The following is a 25,268-nucleotide window of genomic DNA, read 5'->3' on the forward strand; positions in this document are numbered from 1 at the left end:
GCGGAATTCGCGTGGCCGGGGTAGCTGATGTCGAAGATTACGGCACTATGGGAATGGATTCCGTCGGACATTCTCACGGCCCTCAATTTCGGCATGGCCTATCCGGATGGCGACGAGGATGACCTGTTCGATCTCGGCGACGCCTGGAAGGCGGCTGCGGATGCCCTGGTGAAGGCGGAGCCGCAGCTGCGGCAGGTCACCGACGCGACGCAGAAGTTCTATACCGGTGACGGAGCCGTCGAGGCAAAGCGAGAGTTCGATAAGCTGTTCAGCGGCGAGCATTCGATCCAGCAGACCGCGCAGGCGCTGCAAGAACTCGGCCGCTACGTCCGCAAGGGCGGAACCGATCTCGAGCACACCAAGATCATGGAAGCCACCTTCGCGGGCATCACGGTCTATGCCGTCTATCAATTGCTCGCGTCATTGCCGTGGGGGCCGGCGGCAGTGCCGCTGGCGCTCGGTACTGGGCGGGTCGCTGTCGGCCGCGCCGCCGAGGAGGGGCTCGGCAGGCTGGCACTGGAGGCAGGCAAGGTCGGCCTGAAAAATACGTTGAAGCCCTATCTCAAGCAGATCGCGATTGCCGGACTGAAAATGGGCGGGGCGGGGGCCGGGCTCGATTTCACGATTCAGGCCGGGCAGATCCTGGCCGGCCATCGGGACGACGGATTCGATCTCGCGCAGACCTTGAGCACCGGCGTCCAGTGGGCGGCGGGCGGGTTGGTCGGCGCGCCGGTCGGCATGGGTGTGCAGCGTCTGCTCGGATCGAGGCTGACTCCGGCGTTGCGGGGGCTGATCAGCGGCGTGACCGGTGGTGCCGCAGGCGGTTTCGGCATGTACGGAGCCGGTATCGGATACCAGATCGCCGATCAGTGGGTACGCACCGGGCACGTCGACATGAGCAAGGTCGATACGAAGCTGCAGTGGCAGATGATCGGCGCCGGTGCGGCCCTCGGCGGGATGCATGGCGTGCGCGCCGGTGCCCGGCCGCAACCGGCGCCGACGATGAGCGCGGAGTCGCCCGGTACTTCGACAGCCGGTGCCCACTCGAAGAATCCGGGGGTCGTCACACCGGACAGTATGAGCGAGGGTAAGCAGCTCTTCCGCGAAGTCAGCAAGAACGTCCACCCCGACAAGTTCGATCCGGGGCGCGAACATGATCGTGCGGAGGGCTTGTTCAAACGGGCTTCCGAGGTCAAGGCGGAGGCAAACCAGGGCGGCAAGGGCGACCAGTACAGCGACGTGCATGTTGCCGCGCTGAAGGGCATTCTTACGGAATGGCATGAGCGCACGCCGTTCGACGGCAGCACGGTGCGTCCCGACACCGGCACCACCGGAACTGGCGCGGAATCGTCTGCTCGGACCACCGATTCCGGTGCCAGGCCGGCACCCGCCGATCGCGGCACCGCAGTCGCTCCGGTCGACGGCGGCCCGAAGTCGGCGCCTCCCGTGGAAAAAGGACCGAGACCCGTAGGGCCGCAACGGGGTCCCGGGTTGCGGGGCACCTCGACCGACGTGCAGCCGAGCTCGGCTGCGAAGCCGGTGCCCCTGGCCGGGGTGAGCGGCGAAGCAGTTGGCAAAGGCGACTCGAATCTCGTTGCTGGACAACAAGATAAACCCGTACCGCTCAACCCGGCCGAGCTCGGAGCGCAGCAGCTCGGTACGCCCGTCGAGCCCGAATCCCATGGTGCGGGTCTTGCGCCCGAGCCGGGCTCCGAGCGTGACCTCGTCGGCGCCGGTGACCGAAATTCCGGTGCCGCGAGCAATGTCGATGAGTTTCGTGGTGACTCGCGCCGGGGTATCGAGGATCTCAACGACGCGACCGTGCGGCGCGAGATCGACAACAATCTGCAATTGATCACCGCCGACCGGATGCCGTGGGTTCCCGAGGAAAAAGCCTTCGTCATGGAAGACGGCCGCAGGATCAATATCCGGGTCGCCGAGCACGCACTGGAGAACAAGGTCGCCGAATTCGCGCAGCGCGAGGATGGCGGATATGACGTGCAGATCTCGCCGCGGGCGCGGGACGGGGATGTGGCACGGGCGGTCGCGCACGAGCTGGAAGAGATACGGCTGGCCGAGGATCCGTTGGTGCTGACCGACCCGACCACTGAGCGACCATCGGTGATGACATCGCACCTCGGTGGCCGCTTCGCGGAGTTGAGGGTGCTCGACGGGCAGCTCAGCCACGCCATGTTCGATTCGGCGCGGGCAGCCGAATTATTCGGGCGGCGTAGCGATCTCGCGGATCTGATGAGACGTCTGGGCCTGCGGCTCGGCCCGGAGTCCGCCGATCGATGGGCGTTGCTCGCCGGGCACAGTCCGGAACTGGCCGGTCGGCTGAAATCCGGGCTCGAGCGCGATCCGCTACTCAGTACGCCGGAGCAGTCCGGTGTCGACCCGCACTCGTTGGACCAGCAACCCATCGCTGAATTCGGTCTCGATGACGGCCGGGTGCCGACGGATTTCTCCGACACGCGTGCGGTGATCGGGTTCTACAATGAGCTGCTCGACGCGGCGAAGGTGGCGTGCGAAGGCACCGGCCGTGGCGCCCTCGAGGAGGTTCAGCAGTTCACGCTGCAGCGTGTGTTGTCGCGTATTTTCACCGACAACCCGGACGTCTGGGTACTCAAGGGCGGGCAATCGATGCTGGCCCGCATCCCTGATGCTCGTCCGAGCACGGATATCGATCTGGTCCGGATCGACGGCGGCGACCGGGAGACGATGGCCCGCGACTATTACGCGGCACTCGAGCGTGACCACGGCGACTACCTGAGATTCGAATTGGTCCCGGATGCCAGGTTGGATCTCGACAGCGGGGGCGTCCGCTTGTTCCATAAAGCCTTCATCGGTGACCGAGAAGTGATGACGTTCGGCATCGACCTCAACGGCGAGCGTGAAATCCCGATGCACGCCGCCCCGGAGATCCTGCCTTTTCCGGAGCAGATTTTCCGCACCGACAGCATGGGACTCGAACCGCGGCTGCGCCTGCTTTCGGTCCAGGATGCGTTGGCGCACAAGGTCGCCGGAATGTACACCTACGGATACCGGAACGAGAAGCCCCCGAACTGCAACGACTGTGTATTCAAGGAGTCTATCGGCAAGTGGGCCTGCCAGAAGGCCGGAAGCGAGCTGCCGTATCGTCCGCAGGACCTGGCCGATGTGCTTGTGCTTGCGCAACATTCGTCGTTCGACGGCGAAACGATGCAGAACTATCTGCGCAAGGAGATCGCCTGGCGGCAGAGCACTGGAGTCATGGTGCCGGTGCCCGAGCGGTTCGAACTGCCCAACCAGGATTGGGCGCACTGGTTCGGTGAGCATCTCAAAGCGACCGACGCGCTTCCGTTCCGCACGCTGCAGGAGGCTTTGCCCCTAGCGGACGAATTTCTCTCGCCGCTGTTCAGCCGCGAGCCGTTACACGGGCAGTGGGATCCCCAGCAGCGGCGCTGGGTCGTCGAAAATGACATGCCCGCAAGTGATTCGACCTCCAGCGTCGAGGCTCCTGGTGCACACTCGGAGGTACTCGCCGCAGATGTCGAGGCAACCAAGACCCCGGCGGAGCCGGAAGGTGTTCGCATCATCGAGGGCACTGGTGAAGGTCCGCCATCGCCGGTCGTCGTCGGACCGCGACGAATTGCGAAGCTGGACGCGCTTGCGGGACACGCGAACCCGGCCCGTAGCCTGGATGCCTTCCTCGACCGACTCGCGGCCGATAACACGAAGTCCGTCGAGGACAAGGTTTTCGCGGTAAAAAAAGAGCTGATAGCGGTCGGTGAGGCACCCGCGGAAATATCGAGCATGGATAACAAACACCTCCGCTTCTACTCGCACCAAAGCGGTGAGGAATACATCCATAGCTTGGCGCTGATCGCCGACCGGGGGACCACGGTCGAAATCGCCTACCAGTCCGTTCGATCGTTCGACGCGAACCGGTCCGACGCCCACCAATCCCACATCGGCTATCTCGGCGAGCTTCCCGAAGGTATGCGGGCCGATCAGGGCAATGCCGTGGCATTTTCGCGCTGGTCGCGTGGCCTGGAGACCCAGAACATCCCGCATGCCGAGATGGTCAGGGACCTGCTCGGACTGCAGGCCGAGCCACTGCGATCGGCGCTGCGGATCCGGGATCGCCTCATCGCGGACTACGGCATCGATCCCAGCCGTATCCAGGTGGTGCGCGGCGAGGAGGGCCGCGACCCCACCTACACCTCGTCGCGCTGGCAGCGCGCGCACCTGTTCACGCTCAGTGAGATCCGCGACCATCCCATCGAAACGCGTCAGGCCATCGTCGACGCCATACTCGGCGAGGGAGAGACTGCGGAAAGCCACAGTGCGCGTGTGAGATCGGTCCTCGATCGACTGTTCGACGCACACGAGGGCGGCAATGCGGGTGCGAAGAAGTACACGCTGGTGTGGGTCCGTGACTCGCGGCCGTTCGGGCAGCGCGGAGCCGAGCTGGATACCAGGCCGCAGCATGTTCGTCTGCTGGTCGAATATCTCGGTGCTAAGCAACCGGACCGGCGGATCGTGCTCGTCGGTGACAATCTCTTCGAAGGCAGGCCCGAACTGCGCGATGAGTGGGAAAACGCCGGGCTATTGGACGTTGTCGATACGAAAACACTCGTCAAGTTCTGGGAGCCGGAAGGTCTGACGCGTGCCGAGCAAGCACTGTTCTTCCACCGGCTGACCAGTGAGCGCAATGTGGTGCAGATCGGTATGGAGAGCGGGGCGTTGGAGACGCCGACGGTTCTCGGCGTCCCGACGGCGTACACCTCGGCGACGGAATACGGTGGCAACAAGGCGAACCGGTGGATGCACTACTCCGAACCTTGGGAGTACGGCCACCACGTCGCAGTGACCGACGGCCACGGCAACCCCGTCTACGATCGCGACACCGGCGCGCCGAGAACGCAGTTCCATCCCGAGGGTGAGCAACGGCGAGCGCCGCTCAACACGATCGAACGCGTCCCCGTCGGACCGGACCTGCCCGATCCGGCGAATCGGCGCGGTCAACCCGTCGCGGTCTATCGGCCTGCCAAGGTCTCGGTCACCGCAAGCCGAATCCTGAGCCTGATCGAGACCGGCGAGTTGGACCGCTGGTCGCAGCGGCTGGGGCGGTCCGCGGAACTCAAGAGTGAGCAGTGGCAGCCGTGGAGCGATCGGGACTGGAACAACAGCCGACGGTACGCGGACCAATTGAATCGCTGGCTGCACACCGAGGCGACCACGCCCGAACAGATCGCCACCAAGTGGGATGCCATCCGGTTGGCACTGAAAGGCGTTGTCGAGCCGGGATATACGGCCGACGAAACCTATCACGGCCCCTCGATCGTGCACCCTTACTTCACGTTGTACACCGAACACGAGGCGCCCGCCCATACCGCGAACCGGATTGCCACTGCCTACGCCGCCGACCCACCGGCGCGTGCCGGGGCCGTTGCCGATGCGCTCGCGGAGACCTTCGACGCCGCGGGATTGCGTGATCAGGCCGCGAAGGATCTGTCGGCCTTCCGGCTGGAGCCCTCGGAGCTCGAGCATCTGCACGAAGCGATCGACCGTGTGGTCGCGCGCAATCCGATCTTCCGGATCGAGCCGTACGACGCGCCGCCCGGCGGTTCGGCGTGGGAGGCGCCGGGAGCGGCGACGCATTCCAAATTCCCACAGCTGGACCGGCTTTCGGTGCCCGACTACTACCTCACGCACATCTTGGATGGTGATACCGGTGGTGGGCACCGCTACGGAACGGGCGCGCCGGGCAAGACGGAGTTCCCCGAGCGCTGGGACGACGACACCGTCGTTTCGTACATCAAGGAGATCGCCGCCGCGCCGGACCGGGCGCTGTTCCAGGCCAACGGGTATTGGAACGTCATCGGCGCGCGCGACGGTGTGACGATGACCGTGATCGTTCGGCCCGACGGCCGGGTTCGCGCGGCTTGGCCCGAATACGGCACCGGGGTGTTCCGGAATCCGCCACCCGGATCGTCGGCTGGGCGAAGTGAGGTACCAGGGCCTGCGTGACCGGCAGCGGGTCAGTGTCGGTGCGCTCCGCGGGCTCGCCCGATGATCTCGGCAGCGATATCCGCGCTGATCCGCTGATTGCCGGGTGCGGCCGAATCCGGTGAGCCGTCACGCAATTCGAGCAGAATTTGATCGACCTGTGGTCGGACCTCGGCAATCTTCTCGGGATACATCAGTTCGGCGTAGGTGCGCAGATTTCGCGGCGACAACGACTCCGGACGCAAATCCGGCATGAAATAGTCGACGAAATGCACCCCACCGGTCGGCAGGCCGTACTCGTCGGCGATATATGCCAGATCCTCGAACAGGGTGCGCAGATTCACCAGGTCTCGCCGGACGGCATCGCTGAAGACTCGGCTGATGTCGTCTCGCGCGGTCCATTCCGCGACGAGGTCGAGAATGATGCGGTGCGGTGTCGTAACCGGCACGCCTTCGTGAATCCCGACCTCGTCGGGGGTCAACGGCGCGACGGTGATACGCACCGCCCGTGGCGCGGTACGTTCCACCGGTGCGGTGAATCGGACGCCGGTTGATTTCACGGCACCGAGACCCATGAGGGCGCAAGCGGATTCGTGCGACAACACCGCGTCCTCGTGCAGGTTGGCCGATCGCTCCCAACGGTATGTCTCGGGTGAAATCGCGAGCCAAGCCGCGTAGGGATAGGCGAACCTCGGGCCGTAGGAGCTTCCCGAAATCTGGTAGACGGACCAGTCGAGCTCGCGGATGAGGCCGAATTCCGTGAAACGGCCGAGCATTACGTCATCCACGCCCGCCCGTTTGGCTTGCGCCGCGGTGATCAGACCGTTTTGGCGCGCTGCCGTAATCGACAATTGGTAGAAATGTTCCTCCCACATCGAATCCTCCAGGCACGCGAGCGATATCGGTAGCGCTGCCAACACTACTGTAGAGCCCGCCGAGTGGGCGCGTAGGCTGTGAACGAGGTCGAGCGTCCCGTTGTCGCAGGGGAGGATCGCACGATGTCGAATGGCTTGCCGCTGGCGCGCACGAATGCCGAAGCGCATTTGTTTCTGAAGCTACAACTGTGCAGGCAGTGTGGGGAAAGCCGGTGCGAGTTCCGTAGCTCGGTGGTCTACGTCGGTGACGTGCTCGCCAGTCGCTACACCGGCCGTTGCCCACGCTGCGACGTCGAGCGAGTCTACGAATTCCAGCTGCCCGACGAGGTACCGCCGCCCCATGGCGATGGCGTGCGGTTCGGCGGCGACGAGCCCTCGCAGCTCATGGATCCCGGTGTCTGGCTGTGGTATTCGGATGTCGCCGCGAAACAGGCACCGCTCGATACCAAGGGGCTCGACGAACAAGCCATACGTTCGGCCCGGCATGCCCTGGCTACCGCGCTGGCTGCCGTCGAGGAGGTGCTGAAGTTCATACCGCCGGGTGCGGACGCGGTAGCCGCTTCGGCCTTCACCTCACCCGACGGCCGGGCCGTATACGACAGTGAACCGGGCAGATTCTCGCGATCGAGACTGTCCGCGATCCGTGATTATTACGCCGACCAGCGCGCGAACGGTTGACACACCCGTCTCGGGCCTAGATCGACAGGTCGCGGCGCAGCTTGGCGACGTGACCGGTGGCACGCACGTTGTATTGGGCGACTTCGATCTTGCCCGCCTCGTCCACCAGGAAGGTGGAGCGGATGACGCCGACGACGGTCTTGCCGTACATCGTCTTCTCGCCGAACGCGCCCCACGCGGTCAGCGTAGTGCGGTCGGGATCCGACAGCAGCGGGAAGGTGAGCTTCTCCGCGTCACGGAATTTGGCGAGCTTGGCCGGTTTGTCCGGCGAGATGCCGACCACCTCGATGCCCGCCCCCGCCAGTTCGGCGAGGTTGTCGCGGAAATCGCAGGCCTGTTTGGTGCAGCCCGGGGTGCTTGCGGCAGGGTAGAAGTAGACGATCACCTTCCGGCCCCGATAGTCCGACAGCGATACGTCTTTGCCGTCCGCGTCGGGCAGAGTGAAGTCGGGGGCGGGATCACCGGGGGAGAGTCGATGTTTGTCGGTCACGTCTTGCACGGTAACCGAACGTCCCGACAGTAAGTAGCTCGTTAGACTCGTGCGCGAGCCCTGGGTGACTCGCGGCGCGGCACATCGGACACAGGAGGATATACGTGGCTAGGGATACCGAGCGGATCGAGCGGGAGATCGAGACCGCGCGCACGCGGTTGGCGAGCACGCTCGACGAACTCGCGGTGCGGGCAGATCCGCAGCGGATCGCTGAGGACACCAAGCACCTGGTGCTTGCGAAGCTGAACGAGCCGAAGGTGAAGTACAGCCTGATCGGTGCGGGCGCGGTGGCCGTCGGATTGGTGCTGTTCAAGATCTTCCGCTGATCGGAGACGAAAACACCCGGTGTGGTCTGGCCACACCGGGTGTTTTTCTTTTGCGCGAGTAACTCGGCCTGGCGATCAGACCGTCGGGCAGGCGAAACCATCGCCGTCGGGGTCCAGATAGGGTGCGTAACCCGGTTCCCCGCGGAACAGTGGAGCCCGACCGGCCGCGCGGGCGTCGTCACAGTTGGCGAAGGCGCCACCCGCCGACCCGGTCTGCGACATACCGGCCGAACCGGTCGCGGCCGAGCCGGTGTCGATGGCGGAAGAGCCGGTTCCTGCGGATCCGGTGGGGGCGGCGGCCAGAGCGGTGGGCGCCGCAAGGAGTGTCAGTCCCGCGGCGGCAGCGCTGACGATGAGCCGGCGAACGTTCATGTATTCCTCAATGTGTCTGCTGCGGTGGAGTGGCGCCCAAAGGATGAGACGCCGCACCCACTGTTGTGACGGCCCGCTCAAATGTCAACCGGGCCCCTGGGCGCAGCATCACGACTACTCGCCCAATCGCTTGCCTGCCACGTGTTCGGCCGGGATGTTGCCCATCCGCCCGGCCTGGAAATCCTCGACGGCTTGGATGATTTCGGCGCGCGTATTCATGACGAACGGTCCGTACTGTACGACGGGTTCGTTGATCTGCCGGCCACCGAGCAGCAGTACTTCCAGCTCGCCGGTTGGATTGTGTTGTCGCGCATCGGCGGAAACGGTGATCGCGTCGCCCGGGCCGAAGACCGCGAGCTGTCCCTCTGCGATCGGCCTGCGGTCGGCGCCGACCGTGCCGCTTCCGGACAGCACGTAGGCCATTGCTGTAAACTGTTGTGGCCAAGGGGTTTCCAGCTGCCCACCCGGACTGATCGACGCATGCGCGTAGGCGATCGGCGTGTGGGTCGAGCCGGGGCCCTCGAATCCGCCGATATCGCCCGCGATGATTCGTACCAGCGCACCGCCGTCATGCGAACTGACCAGGGTCAATTCGGTGCCACGCAAATCCTGATAGCGGGGCGTGGCCATTTTGAGCGCGCGCGGCAGGTTGACCCAGAGCTGAATGCCGTGGAACCAGCCACCGGAAATCACCAGCTCTTCCGGCGGCAATTCGTCGTGCAGGATGCCGGATCCGGCTGTCATCCACTGGGTGTCGCCCTCGCTGATGGTGCCGCCGCCGCCGTTGGAATCGTGGTGCACCATGGTGCCGTCGAGCATGTAGGTCACGGTCTCGAAGCCGCGATGGGGATGCCATGGAGCGCCCTTGGCCTCGTACGGCTCGTAGGCGACCGGTCCCATCTGGTCGAGCAGGATGAACGGGTCGGCCGACTGTAGATCCATGCTCGGGAACGGCCTGCGCACTTCGAAGCCCGCGCCCTCCTGCTGCTTGTGTGCGGTAATGATGCCGCGTGGCGGCCGGGTGCGCATTTGCTCGGTCGGCCGGGGCAGGCGGGGCAGAACCATGATGTCGGGGACGGTGATGGCGGCCATGTGATCCTCCTGAATCTTTGGTGTCCATGTCAACCAATGAGTCGCTAGGATCATTCCCGTGGTCCGATGGTTGAGCGATGACGAGCAAACTACCTGGCAAGCCTTTATTCGGCTGCGCCAGCGCGTGGACGCGGCGGTGGCCGCAGGTCTCGCCGGTGATGGCCTGTCCAGTGCGGATTACGAAATCCTCGTCCCGCTGTCCGCGGCGCCCGGCGGCTGCCTGCGGGCCAAGGAACTCGGCGCGGAGATCTGCTGGGAGAAGAGCAGGCTGTCCAAGCATTTGGCCAGGATGGCGGCCCGCGGCCTGGTCGAGCGACGTCCCGCGAAGGAGGACGCTCGCGGCATCCTGGTCGAACTCACCGCGGCCGGTCGTGCCGCGCTGGAGGACGCGGCGCCGAATCACGTCGACCTGGTGCGCCGCCTGTTCATTGACGTGATGACTCCGGCGGAGGCTCGAGCGCTACGATCACTGGCCGACAAGGTGGTAGCCGAGGCCGAAGGCGGTACCGATGTCAGCACCTGAGTGGCACCGAGTCGGTGATCGTCACCAGGGAGTAATCGGCGGCTTCACCCACAGCAACTTCTCGTCGGAGTGATTACGTTGTGCCGCAGGATGATTCGGATTTCGCGCGACCCAGGTGTCCTTCTCGTCGAGTAGTCGGGCGACACTTGCCCAAGTTTCGTCGGTGCTCGGGGGATTCGTGTCCGCCGCGCGTGCCAATTTGCGCCGGATGGCGCTCGGCATCTCGAGCAGCTCGATTCCGGTGATACCGCGATCCCAGATGTAGCCCGCGAGCCGCCGCGCCTTCTCGGCGCGGCTCTTGGACGCGGCGTCGGAATGTGCGTAATCGGTCATGGCGCAATCCGCATCGGTGGTGGTTGGTCCCGGTCGACCCTAGCGGACCGGCCGTGGCCGTCGGCAGGCCGTCGTAGATACGCCGAACGCCTCCCCGTCGGTGCGACGGAGAGGCGTTCGGAGACGGTGGACGAACTCAGTAGGCCGAGTTCACGTTGTCCATGCTGCCGTACCTGTGCGCGGCGTAGTTGCACGCGGCGACGATGTTGGCGACCGGGTCCCAGACGTCGTACGGGGTGCCTTCGACGTGGTAGGCGGCGAAGGTCGGGTCGATGACCTGGAGCAGGCCCTTGGAGGGGATGCCCGCGGCAGCGTTGGAGTCGTAGAGATTGATCGCAGTCGGGTTGCCGGTGGATTCGCGCATCACGTTGCGGTAGATGCCGTCGTAGCTGCCGGGGATGCCGTTGACGTGCATGATGTCGAGCGCCTGCAGGATCCAGCCGTTGAGGTTGTCCTCATAGACCGGCGGCGCGGGCTCGGGCAGGAGCTCGGGCATCGGTGCGGCGATCGCGGCGGCCTCGAGGGCAGGCGCGGGGGCTGCGGCGGCAGCAGGGGCCGTGGCGGCCTCGACTGCCGCGGGGGCCTCGACTGCTGAGGGGGCTGCGGCGGCTGAGGGGGCTGCGGCGGCCTCGACCGGCTGCTCGTCGGCGACCATGGCAATGCGAGACGAGACACTGTTGTCGGCGACCGAGACTGCGGACGAGGCCGCGACGGAAACAATGCCTGCCGCGGCAATGGCGAAGGTTATGCCTTCGCGCAGCGAACGGCGGCGGATGGAGGGGAAGCGTCTGTCAGGCATTTCGAATTCAGTCCCTTGATCGGTGTCGGTTCGGTCCGAGCCGCGTAGGCAGCAAGGATCCACGGCAGGCGACCAGTGCGGACGCTCGCCAAATTCGGCCGATATGCTGTTTTCGGGTTTTGTTGTGAATGACGGAATTCGGTTTTCCATCGGCGCGATGCGGATTGGTTCCCGGGGCAATTGGCCACGTGGGTGTCGCTATCGCATAGGGGTGGAGTATTGCGGTCACCTTCGGTGCCGCGCGGTACTCCATCGACCGCGATTGATTCTTTCCGTTGCGGTCGTTTTCCGAATGTGTGTGTGTTGCTCCTCGGTCTAACCAAACTGCTGGTCTGTTACGAACCGGGTCTCAGGATGGTCACGACTGGTTAACACAGGGTAAACGAAAAGCGAATGAAAGGTATTACCGATCTTGGTTCGCCAAGATCATGCAGGTCGAAACGACGCGTACGCGGGGAGTTTGCTCCTAAACTTGATGTGATGCAGGACACGTAAGTTTCTTGGTAACAATCGAAAAATTGCCGCTTTCTCGTTACCAAGAGGTCGGGCGGACCCTTCCCAAGGTCACGACACGGGTCAATGCATTGCGCAATTCGGTGACTGTGGATTCCCCGAGAATGGCTGCCCACTGGTTGGCGAAATCTGCGGCGGCGGCGTCGGCGGCACGTGTGCAGGACCACCCCTTCTCGCTCAATGTGATCAAGCGTGCACGGGCGTCGTTCGGATGCGCGTTGCGTTCGGCGTAGCCCTTGCGTACCAATTCCTCCACCAACTGACTGGCGGCCTGTTTGGTTACACCGAGGTAATCGGCGATCTCGCCGACGGTCGCTCCATGGGGCGCGAGGCGCGCGAACACGAACCCGTGTGTCGGCCGCAGGTCGGTGAATCCGGCCGCCTGGGTCCCGGCATGGATGGTGTCCGTGGCCGCGGCGCTCGCGGCGAGCAGTAGCACGGCCAGGTCGTGGTAGGGGCGCGGGCCGGTGGCGAACTCAGAGTCGCTCATGAATCCCATCTTGACACAGACGGGCAAGTGGATTGACTATATAGTCAAGTGACTTGACTACTTGAGGAGTGGAACATGCCCGTTATCCGTGCCGCCGACGCACAGATCCATGAAATGCACAACGCGCGATTCGTGGCCTACGTCCGGCCCGATGCCGGCAGTGCCGAACTGTGTCTATGGCAGACCCACATCTCGCCCGGCACCGAAGGCGTTGGGCACAAGATCCTGCGGGAGGAGGCGTTCCTACTCATTCAGGGGGTGGTGACGTTGTCGATCGACGGCGAGCCGTCGGAACTCGAGCCGGGGGATGCGGCCGTCGCACCCGCCGGCTCGGTCATCAGCCTGGGAAACCCCGGCGCGCAGCCCGCCATCGTTGTCGTGACCGCGCCGGTCGGCTTCGCGGCGGAACTCGCCGATGGAACTGTGATCACGCCACCCTGGGCGGGCTGAGGGGTCGAAGCCCTTCCGCTGGTTGCGGATTCGCGCGCACCGGCGCGGGTATCGACACCGAACCGGCCAGTCTTGCACTGCTCGGTCTGGCCGGAAAGTGCGGAGTACAGCGGAGTACATGTGTCAGGTACACCTGATGGAACTCACCCCTGAGCGCGCTCGGCAGCTCCTCGAGATCCACCGCTACCACTATCCGGATGACTGCGTCGTGCATGCGGAGGCGGCATATCTGTTTGTCTGCGAGGACGAATCCTGAACGATGCCAACGCTGTTCGACGCCATCCAGTGGGGCCGCTCAGTCGTCTTCACAGCCGTAACGCCGGTGGTCGAAGACGCCGCAGATGACCAGTGGCTCGAATATGCGCCATCAACCTAGCCCGCTCCGTTTCAGGAGCGGGCTGTTGGCGATATTCAGACTTCAGTTTCGGCCCTCTGCGCAGCCGAACTACCTGTGCCCGTTCAGATCTCCCGATACCGCGCCAGGACCTGCTGCACGGCATCCGTGACCGGTGGTTCCTCTGCCAGGCTGGTCCATGTGTACGCGTCGTGTTCAGCGAGCTGCACTGTGTCAGTATTCGCGACCTCGACAGTGAAGTTGAACTGACGGCTCTTCTTGCCGCTGCCGGACTGGTAGTCGAACTCGCCCAGGTAAGTTCGGACGGCGGTGACGTCGAGGCCGGTCTCTTCTTTGACTTCCCGAATCAGGGCTTGGTCGATGGCTTCACCAGGATCGACTTTGCCGCTGGGAAGTTCCCAGATCCCAGCCATGAAGTCGTCGGTGGGGCGTTGCAACAGTAGGACTTTGCCGCCATGGTGGACGACGGCGCCCACTACGAGTTGTTGCACCGCGTCACGGTCGGCGTCCCGCGTCAACTTCTCCAGCAGTGTGGTCTCGATCATCGAGTTCTACCCTTTCGAATCGGCGTGGTGGGTGCTGACTTTGTAGAGAGCTTCGATGTAGCGGTCGACCAGCGACAGGTCCTCTGGGTCGGCTCGGTCACCCGGAAGAGATCGCCGCCGCCGTGGCCTTCCTCGCCTCCGAGCAGAGCAGCTTCATTACTGGTTCGAGCCTTTACGTCGACGGCGGCCTGAACCAGATCTGAGTTCCGCCGACGTGACCGAGTATGGGCCCGATTCCTGCCAGCCTGATGCCGGAAGGGATTCGACACCGACTTCACCGCGGTAGGCAGCCACGCCTGACCGGCGCAACAGGTGCCGGTTCGGGCGTGGCTTGGTCCGGTGGTGCCTGGTTCGGTTCTGCGGGCTCAGCCCGGCTGTCCCTCGATGGCCGCAGCACGCAGCACGCGGGGGTGGAACTGGATGATGGCGGCGACCGCGTCGAGGTGGCTTTCCAGGAGGAAGTGTCCGCCGTCGAGCAGTACGATCTCCGCGTCCGGGACGTCGCGCCGGAACGCCTCCGCGCCGGCCGGTCCGAAGATCTCGTCGTTGCGGCCCCAAATGGCGAGGACGTGGACACGCCGCGATCGCAGCCAGTCGTGCACCGCCGGGTACAGGGCGCGGTTGCCGGCGTAATCGCCGAACAGGGCGAGTTGGGCGCGGTCGATGCCGGGGCGGGCAAGAAGCGCCAGGTCGTGCTCCCAGGAGTCGGGATCGATGAGGCTGGGGTCGGGTACGCCATGGGTGTATTGCCACTCGACGGCTTCCCGGCTCAGAGCGGGCCGTAACTGTGCCTCGTTCTCCGCGCTGCGCAACGCTCCATAGGCCCAGATGGGTTCCCAGAAGTCCGACACGAACCCTTCCTCGTAGGCATTGCCGTTCTGCGAGACGACGGCGAGGATCGATTCCGGGGACGCCAGCGCGAGTCGCCAGCCGATAGGTGCGCCGTAGTCCTGGACGTAGGTCGCGAAGCGGTGCACGCCGAGGACGGTCAGGAAGCTGCGGGTTACCTCGGCGAGAGCGTCGAAGGTGTAGGTGAAGTCCTGCACGCTGGGCGCCGATGAGCGGCCGAAGCCGATGTGGTCGGGCGCGATCACCCGGTACGGACCGGCCAGTGCCGGGATCAGATGACGGAACATGTGGGAACTCGTCGGATAGCCGTGTAGCAGCAGTAGGACGGGGGCGTCGGTTGGGCCCGCCTCCCGGTAGAAGACGGTCAAGCCGTCGACGTCCACGGTCCGATGATGAACGGCAACCATGATAACCTCTTAACTAGAGTTAACTGGTTAGGATATGGTGATCATTCACGGATCGGTATGTCATGTCAAGGAGAGTGGGGCCGTGGCCGAGGATGAGGAGCTGTTGCTCGCCTTGCTCAACAGTGCCCCGGTGATCGATGGGCATCCGACGGACGTATTGAACGCGGACTGGGCGCGCGCACTGGGCGGGAGCGGCACGAGGGAGGAATGCGAGCTGCTGCGCCGGGTGCGGGACGCGCTGCACCGGCTGATCCGGGGAAAGTCGTCAGATGTCAGCAGCCTCGCCTCCGCGCTCGACCGGGCACGACTCCGTCCTTCCGTCGCGCTCGCGGGCGTGTCCTGGCAGCTGGAGGTATCGCCCGGGGAAGAGCTCGCCGTCCGAGTTGTCGTCGCGTGGTCGCGCGTCACCACGGAACTGCCGGGACGATTGCGAGCCTGTGCCAACGAGGAATGCAACCTGTTCCTGATTGATCACAGCCGACCTGGGACCGCCCGGTGGTGTTCCATGGCAGCCTGCGGCAACCGGATGAAGGCGCGAACTTACGCACGCAGGCGGAGTCACGGGTAGTGATTGCCCGAGCGGAGGCCGAGGTCGAGCAGGAACAGCTGTAGCAGGGCCAGTTTCGCGAGGCTGCCGTGCGCGCGCCCAGCGTCTGCCATCGACCGGATCGGCGAGTGCGTCCCGTTTCTCGCCGTTGACCAGTGGCCTGCTGTCGAGTAGGTCCAGCAGCGCGTCCTTCGAGTGCCACCCCCTCGCTAACCAGTTCGAGTCCATTGACAGGTTAGTTGATCCGAGGTTAGCGTCCCTGTGGCCCGGCGCATGACCGGATGGGTTGTCCGGGCGGTCCGCGGTCATATATCGGAGCGGCCGGCACCGGGTGTCATTACGCAGGGTAAGGGGTACTTGTTTTCGTGCGAAAGATGACCGTGTGTGCGCTGGCAGCAGGATTGCTCGCCGCGCCGGCACTGGTACTGGCCGCCCCGGCGGGAGCCCAGGGGGCAGCGCCACTGACGATGTGATGGCAAATCGTCGCACCCCGGCGGGCGATTTACAGCCAGACGAAACCCCCCGATTGACAACATGCACGGAAAGGAGCCTCGACGGTCATGATGAGGCGAGCAATAGCAGTCGTGGCAGCAGCGGTACCGGCGATGTTCGTGGTCCCGGCGATCAGTTCGGCACAGCCGCCGATATGTTCTGCCGAGATGTTGAACGCGACCACCCAGCAGGACGGCCCCCCGTCCTCCAACGGGCAGAACATGCTGCGGATCGTGCTCACCAACACGTCCCCGCAGACCTGCCTGGTACAGGGCCACCCAGGGGTCGACCTGACCGGCCCCGACCACCCGACCTTCGGACCGACCTACTCGCTGCCTCGCCAGGAAGCAGGTTTCGCGCCCGTGACAGTCGCGCCGGGCGCCGCCGTGAGTAGCGAGCTCACCTATCTCGCGGACGGACCCCAGGGCTGGACCCCCACCATGATCGTTGTGACCCCACCCGACACCACCACCCAGTTGCAGGTGCCGTGGCCACAGGCCGGGAGCGTCTCGCGACAGGACGCCGCCACTCACCCGGGCACCTATATCGGCCCCCTGCGCCCAGCCTGACGAGCCGCCACCGGGCGGGCACCGATGACGGCAGTGGCGTAGAGCCCCTCCGATTCGCCACCCGCAGCGAGCGAGATTCGACAGCTCCAACCAAGGGCCGGTCAGCTCGGATCCGCTGAGAATGCAAAGTCGACCTGGAGAGGGCGGGCAACCAGAGCGATATTTCACTGCGTAACCCTGAGTTGCCTTGCGGAGTTCGGATTAGGGTTGCGTGTGGGGCAATATGAGAATGTCAGCGGCTCGAACTGCAGTTGGTACCCGAGGATGAGCCGAATCTGACTGCCAACGTGCGAATCTTCGATGCTGACGGGCAACCCGTGGCAGCGTTCTACGCCGGTGACGGTGTCGAGCAGCTGGCGACCGATGCGCAGAGACGGATCTGAATCAGCTACTTCGACGAGGTGAGTTATCGGGCGGCCGATCCGGATGGCGCGTTCCCCCAGGTGCCTGGTCGGTCCGGCTCGCTGGGACGACGTAAGCGGCACACCATGGCCGGCGAAGCAGCACACAGGCAAGGTGAGGTTGCAACTCGCACGATGCTGGAGGTGAATGATGTCGGAGCCTCGTTGGCCTGTCCTGATCGTGGGCGCTGGAGCTGGTGGTCTTGCTGCCTCGACACTGCTTGCCGACCAGGGCGTTCACTCGCTGGTGGTCGAAAAGCGCGGCCGGATCTCCGTGTATCCGAAGGCCCGTAACCTCACTTTCCGCAGTCTCGAGATCTTGCGGCGTCTGGGCCTGGAGTCCGTGGTCGACGCGGTCGCCGAACACATCTCGACCATGGTGGGCAAAGTGACGCTCAGCAGCGCCGAGCAGAAGGAGGTGCTCGATGTCGACTCGATTTTCCCCAGCGCCGAAGGGTTCAGCCCGGAAGCGTTCGGGAAGTACTGTCCGCAAAGCAGATTGGAACCTATTCTCCTCGCAGACACGCGGCGGCGGGGCAGCGAGGTGCGTTATGGCGTGGAACTGGTGTCGTTCAGCCAGGACGACACCGGTGTGGACGCCACGATAAAGGGCCTCGACAGCGGGGCGGTATCGAGGGTGCATGCCGACTATTTGCTCGCCGCGGACGGCACGCACAGCCCAATTCGCCGACAGCTGGGCATCAGCACGTCAGGTTTCGGCCAGCTTCCGATATTCGTTGTCTTCATCTATTTCCGGGCCCAATGGCGCCAATTCGTCCCGGACTTGGGCGACGGGGACGCTGTCCAGATCGACACCCCCGGGGCGAACGGGGTTTTCATGGAGGCCAAGGGTGACCTCGGCGTCTTTATGACCACCTACTTGCCCAGTCGGGGTGAATCCGTCGATCTGTTCACCCCCGAGCGCTCCCGCGAGATGCTGGTCAAAGCGATTGGTGCGCCAATCGATGTGAACATTGTGGATGTCGCACCGTGGCAGCCCTACGAACAGGTGGCCGACCAATTCCGATGCGGGCGAGTATTTCTTGTAGGTGACTCGGCGCACACGATGCCCCCGTTCAAAGGAGGCGGAGCCAACAGCGCGATACAGAGCGCACAAAATCTGGCGTGGAAGCTCGCGGCGGTGCTGAACGGAAGAGCCGGCGACGAACTCCTCGAGACCTACCGTGCCGAACGGCAACCGGTCGCACGGTTCTCGGCCCACCAGTCTCTCACCGGCCCGGCCGCCGCGCTGCTTCCGTTGGGAGAAGACAGCCCAGTGCTGCCCGCCGAGGAGGAGCGGCCGCTGTTCTATATGGTGGCAGGCTACAAGTACCGCTCCACAGCGGTGGTGACCGACGAGCCCGCTGCATCCGACCCCGATGCCGTACAGCTGGTCGACGGCGAGGCTTTGCGTGGGGAAGCCGGAACCCGCGTGCCGCATGCCTGGGTGCAACGCGACGGTATGCGCATGTCAACCCTCGATCTGCTCGGGAAGGGCTTCACGTTGTTCACCGGTTCTGCCGGCACTCCATGGGCCAGCGCGGCTGTCTCGGTTTCTGCATTGCTGGATGTGTCGATCGACGTGCACCGTATCGGCCCTGATGCGGATATAAGCGAGGTCGACGGCGGGTGGACGAAGCTCACCCGGCTGTCACCAGATGCGGCGCTGCTGGTGCGTCCCGACGATTTCGTCGCCTGGCGGTCCGACGCCCTCCCGGAATCGCCGCAGACAGAACTGCATCGAGTGCTTCGCCACATCCTCGCCCGACCGTGATTACCAGGTGTGGACAACTCTTCGGCTTGGGTGAGCGGTGCCCGGATCATCATGGCACTTCGCGCCTGTCTGAACGCCACCGCACGAGCACTCCCGGTCGCGACACCACTGGGGACTATCACGATTGGATATCGGGTCAACCTATAGATGGGAACGGGGACGACCAGCGGTTTCTCGTTGGACACTAGCTAGGTGCAGTCACCCTTGCGGCTCTTGTGCTTTCTCAACTGCCCGCGACCCCAGCGCATGAGGGTGTCCTACCAGAGGTGGGGTACGAGGCGGAAGCGGACCTGATCGGTGTACTCGCGGTAGCCCGGCAAGTCCGACTCGAGGAGCCGCTCCTCGTCGAGGATCCGCCAGACCAGGACGGGGACCATGAATGTGATCAGGGCGAGCCCCCACCAGGAGCCGAGCGCGAGCGGGATGCCCACGGACATGACCAGTACGCTGACGTACATGGGGTGGCGGACCTGGGCGTAGAGGCCGGTCGTGATGACCTGCTGATCGTCGAAGATCTCCACGGTCGATCCGCCGTAGGTGTTCTCCCGGAACACCACCAGCTGTACGAGCAGACCCAGCGCGACCAGCGCGTTGCCGATCACCGAAACGAACCAGGGCGTCGGCGACCAACCGAAACGGTGGTCCAGCGCGCAGAACACCAGGACTACAGCGCAGCCGATGATGGTCAGCGTCATGATGATCCGCTGCGCGGGGTTGGTCTCCGCCGCCGGCCCGAACTTCTTGCGCCGTTCCAGCAGCGCCGGGTCCTCGAGCGAGAGGTAGAGCCCGATAACGGATGTGCTTGCCAGAAAGACGGCCATAAAGACCCAGGCCTGCCAGTAGCCGAGGTCCCACGCTGGGAGGATGAGCAGTGTCGAGAACGCGACAACGCCGATGGCGAATGTCAGCGCGGTCTGCCCGATGAGCTTGATCATCTTATTGGGTTCCCTTCTCTCTCGCTGCCTCGCGCAGGGCGGTGACCCAGAAGCTCACGGCCTCGGCGGCGGTCCGGAGGAAGACGCCTGGCCGAGCGCCCAGCACTCGCTCGATCGCGTTCAGGTACGCCAAGTGGGTGGCGACGATCTCCGCGACCAGGCCCGGAATCCCGAGACTGGCCCAGGCCGCATGGTATCCGCGTGTCCGGTCGGTGTGTTGACGACGGCGATACCGAGTGAACTGGCGAACCCGACGGCGTCCTTGATGATGGACCGTCCGAACGGTTCAGGGATTCCGTCCCCAGCCGCCGAGGGCGCGCTTTCCAGGAGGCAAGGACCGTTCGAGAGCTGTGGTGTGGCGGGTGGTTGTTGATCGGCCAGGCTGCCTGGACAGCTGGGCCCCGATCGAGTCCCGCACGAGGCACTCTGTACAGCGATGTGACTCAGTACACATTCCGGACGGCAGTCGCAACGCTTATCGCTGAGGCGTCGGATTCGAAGACGGCCGCGAAGCAGTTGGGGCATTCTCGTGAGGGCATCACGGAGCGACATTACATCGCCTCGCCGGAGCAGACACCGGACTCATCGGCCGTGCTGGAGCTGGGGTTAGGCGCCGTCACCTGAGGAACCACCATTGGTGGCGATTTTTTGGTGACGGTCTGGTGGAGTGGAACAAGCCCGATCATAATATCGGGCCTGACCTGCTAATTTGTGTGCGCCATCAGGGACTCGAACCCCGAACCCGCTGATTAAGAGTCAGCTGCTCTGCCAATTGAGCTAATGGCGCTTGCTCCGTGTTCCGGTGCGGAACAGACATTAACAGGCCGAGGGCGCAGAAGTGAAATCGAGATCCGAGCGGTGCCGCGACGGTGGGCGCGCGCGGCCGTAACGACTGGTGGGGCCGTCCTGATCTAACCGGTGGAACTCGCCGGCGCCAATGTGGTGTCCGCATCGAGCTTGCCGAGGGTGTCGGACTGGCAGAATGTCAGGACGTGGTCTCGACCGATCCCGCCGGCCCGGTGGGTTGAGCTAGCGGTCGGTTGGATCCGAAGCGTCGGTGCGCTCTTGGCGCAGCGGGACTTGAAACGGGGTTTGAGATGAGCGTTGCGCAGGGTTGTCTTCGGTTGATGGGGAAAGTCACCGCGCCTGTTGTTGTTCTCGCCGTTGTGGCGTTGGTGTTGTCGGCATGCTCGTCGTCCGATGTCGTGGACGGCTCGTTGGCGGCCATCGAACGCAACCCGGTCGGCGAACTCATCAAGCCGAAGCTGGTGTCACCGGTCAGAGATGGTGCGGTCGGAGTCTCGCCAAGAATGCCGATGAGCTTCACGGTCGATGACGGCAAATTCACCAACGTGACGCTCGTCAATGCGGAGGGCACTCCGGTCGACGGGAAGTTGGCCGCCGACGGTCGGACCTGGGAGACCGCCGAGGTGCTCGGTTACGGCAAGACCTATCGGCTGCACACCGACGCGATCGGTCTCGGCGGGACCATCTCCACCGCTTTGAGCTTCAGCACCATGGCTCCCGAACGTCAGACCCATCCATACCTACTGCCCGGTGAGGGCGAGGTCGTCGGCATCGGCCAGCCGGTGGCGGTGCAGTTCGACGAGAACATCCCGGACCGTATGGCGGTTCAGAACGCCATCAAGGTCTCCACGGAGCCCGCTGTCGAGGGCGCGTTCTACTGGGTGAACAACCGCGAGGTTCGTTGGCGGCCGGAGCACTTCTGGGCACCGGGTACCAAGGTGAGCATCGACGTCGATGTGTACGGCAAGGATCTGGGCGACGGGCTGTTCGGCCAGGACAATATCCAGTCGTTCTTCACCGTCGGTGACCCGACGATCTTCACCGCTGACGACAACACCAAGGAAGTGACCGTCGAGCAGAACGGTCAGGTGGTGCGAACGATGCCAACTTCGATGGGTAAGGACAGCGCACCCACGGACAATGGCATCTATATCGTGAGCGATCGACTCGACCAGATCATCATGGATTCCTCTACCTACGGCGTACCGGTCAACTCTTCGGACGGCTACCGGATACCGGTCGACTACGCGACTCGAATCTCATACAGCGGCATCTTCTTTCACTCGGCACCGTGGTCGGTCGGGCAGCAGGGGTACTCGAACACCAGCCACGGCTGCCTGAACCTCAGTCCCGCCGACGCGCTGTGGGTCTACCAGAATGCCAAGCGCGGTGACATCACCATTATCAAGAACACCGTCGGCGGCACCCTGTCGGGCGTCGACGGTCTCGGCGACTGGAATATTCCGTGGCCGGAATGGAAAGCGGGCAACGCCGAGGTCCGCTGACAAGCAAACGAAACAGGCCCCCAGCGAGTGCTGGAGGCCTGTTTCGCGAGGCATCAGGGGATTACAGGCCCGGCCGTTCCCGGGCAGGTGACGTTCGCGTTGATCGCGCTGCCCACCGCGGCGCACAGCAGTGGGCCGTTGAACAGAATTTTCTCGAAGGCGGCAAGGGCCTCGCCCGAAGACCCGGTACCCGAAGATCCGGTGGTGGCGACCCCGCCCGCCGACCCACTGGTGCCCGTGGGGAATCCGTACTCCGCGGCCGCCGTACCGGAGGCACCGGCAATCAGGGTCGCACCGGCAAGAGCTGCGAAAACCGTGGAACGCATCACGTTCAGCTGTCTTTCTGATCAACCATGGCGATGCCTGGCGACACCTCCCTCGGCCGCAGTCTACGGAGTGAAACTGGCATATGTCACACATTTGGTGAAGTGCTTGCGGTGGGGCCGGCGGGACGCTGGGCGCTGAAACTATCTGGCGCACAGGGGAATCAGCACGTCGCCGGAGGGAGCCGGCAAAAAGCCCAGGCCGAGATTACTCCCGGCCTGGGCATCGATGGGGTGGCCGACATCCCGGCATACGAACCGCGAAATCTCAGTCAACGTCTCCTACCGACAAGCCGCCGTTCGACGACTTAGAGCTTCGAGTCGACTTTGACGCACAACGTTTCTCCTGGGACAAGGTGATCCATACTCCCTGGAGCGTCCCCCTCGGCAAAATTCCACCTATACAGATCTTGCATAGAAATTTTGTGCTTCTCGGCAACCGACCTCCCAGTGTCGCCGTCCTGGACGGTATATCCCTCGGCGCAGCTCGCGATGATGGCATTTGCGGGTGTGATTGTCAGAGCGGTAAGGGCGGTGGCCAGTGCTGCGGCGCCAACCAACCCGGCGATGCGACGGCCTATCCGGTTTCGGTTCATGACAAAGGAGTCCTTTCGCCGGGGGACACCGGTGTTTGCGCCGGTGTCCGAGGGGGGATGCCAGAGCCTTTTCCAAACACTTGCCCCGCAAAAGCTACCAAATATATGACCGAAAATTACGTCCTGTGGAATTTGAGCACAGCGGCATCGAAATGTCGTAGCGCAGTATCGAATAGCGCGCACGAGGCCAACTTCGGTTCGCGTATTGTTCGACTGGCCGGTGCTGTGTTGTCGCCGTCGTGGTTCTTACGGCACCATCGTGCGCAGAGCTGAGCGCAGCTCGGCGAAGTGTTCGGATGCTCCGGTGGAGGCGAGTTCTGCGGCCGCCTGCCTTACCTGGATTTCAGTGCGTACCGAACCGGTTTCGGTGGCGATAGCCAAGGCATGTCGGGCAGCGTCGAGGGCTTGGTCGGGTTGGTCGGTGCGGGCTCGGGCGCGAGCCAACACGGCCAGCCCACGGCCGAGGTCGCGCCGGTTTTCGGGCTTCCAGCGGGCGAGTCCGGCTTCGAGCCGGGCGATGGCGCGTTCCGGGCGGTTGAGCTGCACCCAGCAGTCGGCGGCTTCCATCGCGATGTATTCGGGGGTGCAGTATGCCGCAAGGTCGGTATCGTCGCCGCTTGCTGTGGCAGCGTATTCGTATGCGAGATCGAGCGCGCGGGCGCACTCGTCGGGTTGTCCCGATCTAGCATGGCTGCGGGCACGTTGGCGTAGTGCGAGCGCGCGCAGTCGTGGCGTCGATGGTTGGGCAAGTCGCAGCGCCGCTTCGGCGACGTTCAAGGTTGACCGCCCGGTGCCGACGTCGTCGGCGAGGTTGCTCTGGCGCATGAGGAAATAGGACCGTAGGCGATCGTCGCCCAACTCTCTAGCGAGGGCATATGCGACGTTTGAGCACTCGATCGCGGCCCGTAGGTTGCCCGCGTCTTGATTCAGCCAGCCGAGGAACTCGGCGAACCGGGCGTGCACCGCTCGAAATTTGTCGCGGGTGCGGCCATGGCTGGTGTCATGAAGCTCCTCGATGAAGCGTATCTGCTCGGCGACCACTGGAAGCAGAGCGCGTGGTCCGATGACCATATCGGTGCGAACGTACTGGGCGAGGTTTGTCAGGAGTGAGTCGGCGAGAATCGAATCCGAGGCCGGACCAGCGGCACTGACCGGTCTTCCATCGGACAGCTGCGGCATCTCCGTCGTCTGTCGCGATGTCGAGTCGTTTTCCATTTCGAACCACAGCAACGAAGGTGGTATCGCCAACACGCGGGCGTAGTGGGCCAATTTGTCGAGATCATTAATGCGACTGCGGCCGTTCTCGATGCGGCTCAACTGTCCTTGCGTGATCCCCAGCCAGCGCGCCGTCTCAGTCTGCGGTATAGCCCGGCTACCGTGTGCTGGGTTGTGTCGATAGGCCGACAGCACGGCCGCCATGTTTCGGGTCGACAGGGCTGCACGCATGTACTGGGTCCGCCACGCTTCGGCCGGTAGTTGTGGCGGACCGCTCTGACCACGGCTACACGGCAAACACACGGTTTCTTCGTTGTGGTAGCGGGCAATCCGGGAGCCGCACCGAACGCAGGTCGGTGGTGGTATTCGGTCGGCTGGTGCTGGAGTTGTGTGCATAGGTGACCATTCATCGGAGGCGGCTGGGCGGGCCGAGTACTGAGCGTGGTTCCTGAGGCAACGTCGTCTGCAATACAGCGCTGGATCTTCTCCATGGTGGTGGACGTTCTATGGGTTACCGCCGATCCTGGTTGCGATGGTCGGCCAAAGGACATTTGGGTCAATGGTTCTGGGGACAAGGAGAATTGACGATCTGTCGGCACGGACGGGTGTAAGGCGTACGCGGGGGTCCGGTCGTCGTCAGTAGGTCGAGATCATCGAGGACATCTGCCACGCGACCGTGGTGGCGGACCACGGTCGCGACTTCGGATTAACGGACCTTCTCGCCGGGATGCGGCGTGACAGCACGATAATGAGCTCGGGCTCGACAGCGGTGATCAGCCAGCGTGACCATCCGCGAGCCTCGCCGAAATCCCTGGCAGTGCAACGAGCCCGAACGCCAGTGGGGTCCGAGCTAATTAAAATGGCGACCGGTATGTTTGTTTAGGTGGCAAGCCGCGCATCGAGGCGTGACGGCCCTTGCGAATGTGCTTGCATTGTAACGATTTGTGTGAAATGTGTTCAGAATGCGACAAATTCGGGCAATACTGATCTTGTCGATCGGCGGTTGGCGTTGG

The 25,268-nt window shown here is 64.0% G+C and carries 21 protein-coding genes, 1 tRNA gene and 1 pseudogene; 10 read left to right on the top strand and 13 right to left on the bottom strand.

From position 1 onward, the window contains the following. The first annotated feature begins 27 nt into the window (after positions 1–27). Positions 28–6,015, top strand: coding sequence for a nucleotidyl transferase AbiEii/AbiGii toxin family protein (locus LKE06_RS13570; RefSeq protein WP_227998988.1), 5,988 nt, complete (start codon positions 28–30; stop codon positions 6,013–6,015). Positions 6,016–6,026: 11 nt separating this feature from the next. Here the strand turns inward: LKE06_RS13570 and LKE06_RS13575 are convergent, their stop codons facing one another. Continuing rightward, positions 6,027–6,869, bottom strand: a complete 843-nt coding sequence (locus LKE06_RS13575; protein WP_227998989.1) for a type IV toxin-antitoxin system AbiEi family antitoxin domain-containing protein — start codon at positions 6,867–6,869, stop codon at positions 6,027–6,029. A 123-nt stretch (positions 6,870–6,992) separates the two neighbouring features. Between LKE06_RS13575 and LKE06_RS13580 the strand changes: the two genes are divergently transcribed. After that, the gene (locus tag LKE06_RS13580) at positions 6,993–7,547 is read left to right on the top strand and encodes a hypothetical protein (RefSeq protein WP_227998990.1); all 555 of its coding nucleotides are present in this window, start codon (positions 6,993–6,995) and stop codon (positions 7,545–7,547) included. Between the two features lie 16 nt (positions 7,548–7,563). On the opposite strand, the gene bcp is transcribed toward LKE06_RS13580, so the two are convergent. Continuing rightward, entirely contained in the window at positions 7,564–8,037 is a 474-nt protein-coding gene (gene bcp / locus LKE06_RS13585; protein ID WP_227998991.1) for a thioredoxin-dependent thiol peroxidase, read from the bottom strand. A 104-nt stretch (positions 8,038–8,141) separates the two neighbouring features. On the opposite strand from bcp, the gene LKE06_RS13590 reads away from it, so the two are divergent. Further along, positions 8,142–8,363 (top strand): DUF3618 domain-containing protein, encoded by a 222-nt coding sequence (locus tag LKE06_RS13590; RefSeq protein ID WP_227998992.1) that lies wholly within the window; start codon positions 8,142–8,144, stop codon positions 8,361–8,363. Between the two features lie 75 nt (positions 8,364–8,438). On the opposite strand, the gene LKE06_RS13595 is transcribed toward LKE06_RS13590, so the two are convergent. Together LKE06_RS13595 and LKE06_RS13600 are read right to left on the bottom strand one after the other, a co-directional pair. Beyond that, on the bottom strand, positions 8,439–8,735 hold the full coding sequence (locus tag LKE06_RS13595; RefSeq protein ID WP_227998993.1) for an excalibur calcium-binding domain-containing protein: 297 nt from the start codon (positions 8,733–8,735) through the stop codon (positions 8,439–8,441). 114 nt (positions 8,736–8,849) lie between these two features. Next, positions 8,850–9,827: a pirin family protein gene (locus LKE06_RS13600; RefSeq protein WP_227998994.1), complete on the bottom strand. Its 978-nt coding sequence runs from the start codon at positions 9,825–9,827 to the stop codon at positions 8,850–8,852. Positions 9,828–9,885: 58 nt separating this feature from the next. On the opposite strand from LKE06_RS13600, the gene LKE06_RS13605 reads away from it, so the two are divergent. After that, positions 9,886–10,350 carry a MarR family winged helix-turn-helix transcriptional regulator gene (locus LKE06_RS13605; RefSeq protein WP_227998995.1) on the top strand — a complete coding sequence of 155 codons (465 nt, stop codon included), beginning with the start codon at positions 9,886–9,888 and terminating at the stop codon, positions 10,348–10,350. A gap of 21 nt (positions 10,351–10,371) precedes the next feature. Here the strand turns inward: LKE06_RS13605 and LKE06_RS13610 are convergent, their stop codons facing one another. The 3 genes from LKE06_RS13610 to LKE06_RS13620 all read right to left on the bottom strand — a co-directional run bounded on the left by LKE06_RS13610 (position 10,372) and on the right by LKE06_RS13620 (position 12,485). Further along, positions 10,372–10,683, bottom strand: a complete 312-nt coding sequence (locus LKE06_RS13610; RefSeq protein WP_227998996.1) for a hypothetical protein — start codon at positions 10,681–10,683, stop codon at positions 10,372–10,374. A 136-nt stretch (positions 10,684–10,819) separates the two neighbouring features. Further along, positions 10,820–11,482 (bottom strand): transglycosylase SLT domain-containing protein, encoded by a 663-nt coding sequence (locus LKE06_RS13615; RefSeq protein ID WP_227998997.1) that lies wholly within the window; start codon positions 11,480–11,482, stop codon positions 10,820–10,822. 532 nt (positions 11,483–12,014) lie between these two features. Beyond that, a complete protein-coding gene (locus tag LKE06_RS13620) occupies positions 12,015–12,485 on the bottom strand; it encodes a MarR family winged helix-turn-helix transcriptional regulator (RefSeq protein WP_227998998.1) in 471 nt (156 codons plus the stop codon). 75 nt (positions 12,486–12,560) lie between these two features. Between LKE06_RS13620 and LKE06_RS13625 the strand changes: the two genes are divergently transcribed. Next, positions 12,561–12,935: a cupin domain-containing protein gene (locus tag LKE06_RS13625; protein ID WP_227998999.1), complete on the top strand. Its 375-nt coding sequence runs from the start codon at positions 12,561–12,563 to the stop codon at positions 12,933–12,935. Between the two features lie 459 nt (positions 12,936–13,394). Here LKE06_RS13625 and LKE06_RS13630 read toward each other — a convergent pair whose 3' ends face one another. Then, entirely contained in the window at positions 13,395–13,835 is a 441-nt protein-coding gene (locus tag LKE06_RS13630) for an NUDIX hydrolase (protein WP_227999000.1), read from the bottom strand. A 71-nt stretch (positions 13,836–13,906) separates the two neighbouring features. On the opposite strand from LKE06_RS13630, the pseudogene LKE06_RS13635 reads away from it, so the two are divergent. Further along, positions 13,907–14,038 (top strand): annotated as a pseudogene (locus tag LKE06_RS13635) (SDR family oxidoreductase); the annotation flags it as partial. Between the two features lie 162 nt (positions 14,039–14,200). Here LKE06_RS13635 and LKE06_RS13640 read toward each other — a convergent pair. Continuing rightward, on the bottom strand, positions 14,201–15,091 hold the full coding sequence (locus LKE06_RS13640; protein WP_227999001.1) for an alpha/beta fold hydrolase: 891 nt from the start codon (positions 15,089–15,091) through the stop codon (positions 14,201–14,203). Positions 15,092–15,173: 82 nt separating this feature from the next. Here LKE06_RS13640 and LKE06_RS13645 point away from each other — a divergent pair, with 82 nt between their 5' ends. The 3 genes from LKE06_RS13645 to LKE06_RS13655 all read left to right on the top strand — a co-directional run bounded on the left by LKE06_RS13645 (position 15,174) and on the right by LKE06_RS13655 (position 18,874). Then, positions 15,174–15,659 carry a CGNR zinc finger domain-containing protein gene (locus LKE06_RS13645; protein ID WP_227999002.1) on the top strand — a complete coding sequence of 162 codons (486 nt, stop codon included), beginning with the start codon at positions 15,174–15,176 and terminating at the stop codon, positions 15,657–15,659. Positions 15,660–16,222: 563 nt separating this feature from the next. Beyond that, positions 16,223–16,699, top strand: a complete 477-nt coding sequence (locus LKE06_RS13650; RefSeq protein ID WP_227999003.1) for a DUF4232 domain-containing protein — start codon at positions 16,223–16,225, stop codon at positions 16,697–16,699. Between the two features lie 552 nt (positions 16,700–17,251). Next, on the top strand, positions 17,252–18,874 hold the full coding sequence (locus LKE06_RS13655; protein WP_227999004.1) for an FAD-dependent monooxygenase: 1,623 nt from the start codon (positions 17,252–17,254) through the stop codon (positions 18,872–18,874). A 257-nt stretch (positions 18,875–19,131) separates the two neighbouring features. Here LKE06_RS13655 and LKE06_RS13660 read toward each other — a convergent pair whose 3' ends face one another. Continuing rightward, positions 19,132–19,809 carry a methyltransferase family protein gene (locus tag LKE06_RS13660; RefSeq protein WP_227999005.1) on the bottom strand — a complete coding sequence of 226 codons (678 nt, stop codon included), beginning with the start codon at positions 19,807–19,809 and terminating at the stop codon, positions 19,132–19,134. Positions 19,810–20,523: 714 nt separating this feature from the next. Next, a tRNA-Lys gene (locus LKE06_RS13665) sits at positions 20,524–20,596 on the bottom strand. Between the two features lie 310 nt (positions 20,597–20,906). On the opposite strand from LKE06_RS13665, the gene LKE06_RS13670 reads away from it, so the two are divergent. Then, positions 20,907–22,121, top strand: coding sequence for a L,D-transpeptidase (locus LKE06_RS13670; RefSeq protein ID WP_372477333.1), 1,215 nt, complete (start codon positions 20,907–20,909; stop codon positions 22,119–22,121). A 53-nt stretch (positions 22,122–22,174) separates the two neighbouring features. On the opposite strand, the gene LKE06_RS13675 is transcribed toward LKE06_RS13670, so the two are convergent. Continuing rightward, positions 22,175–22,447 (bottom strand): hypothetical protein, encoded by a 273-nt coding sequence (locus LKE06_RS13675; protein WP_227999006.1) that lies wholly within the window; start codon positions 22,445–22,447, stop codon positions 22,175–22,177. An 839-nt stretch (positions 22,448–23,286) separates the two neighbouring features. Continuing rightward, positions 23,287–24,486 carry a helix-turn-helix domain-containing protein gene (locus LKE06_RS13685; RefSeq protein WP_227999008.1) on the bottom strand — a complete coding sequence of 400 codons (1,200 nt, stop codon included), beginning with the start codon at positions 24,484–24,486 and terminating at the stop codon, positions 23,287–23,289. Between the last annotated feature and the right edge of the window lie 782 nt (positions 24,487–25,268).

Source organism: Nocardia australiensis, from assembly GCF_020733705.1.
Lineage (GTDB): Bacteria > Actinomycetota > Actinomycetes > Mycobacteriales > Mycobacteriaceae > Nocardia > Nocardia australiensis.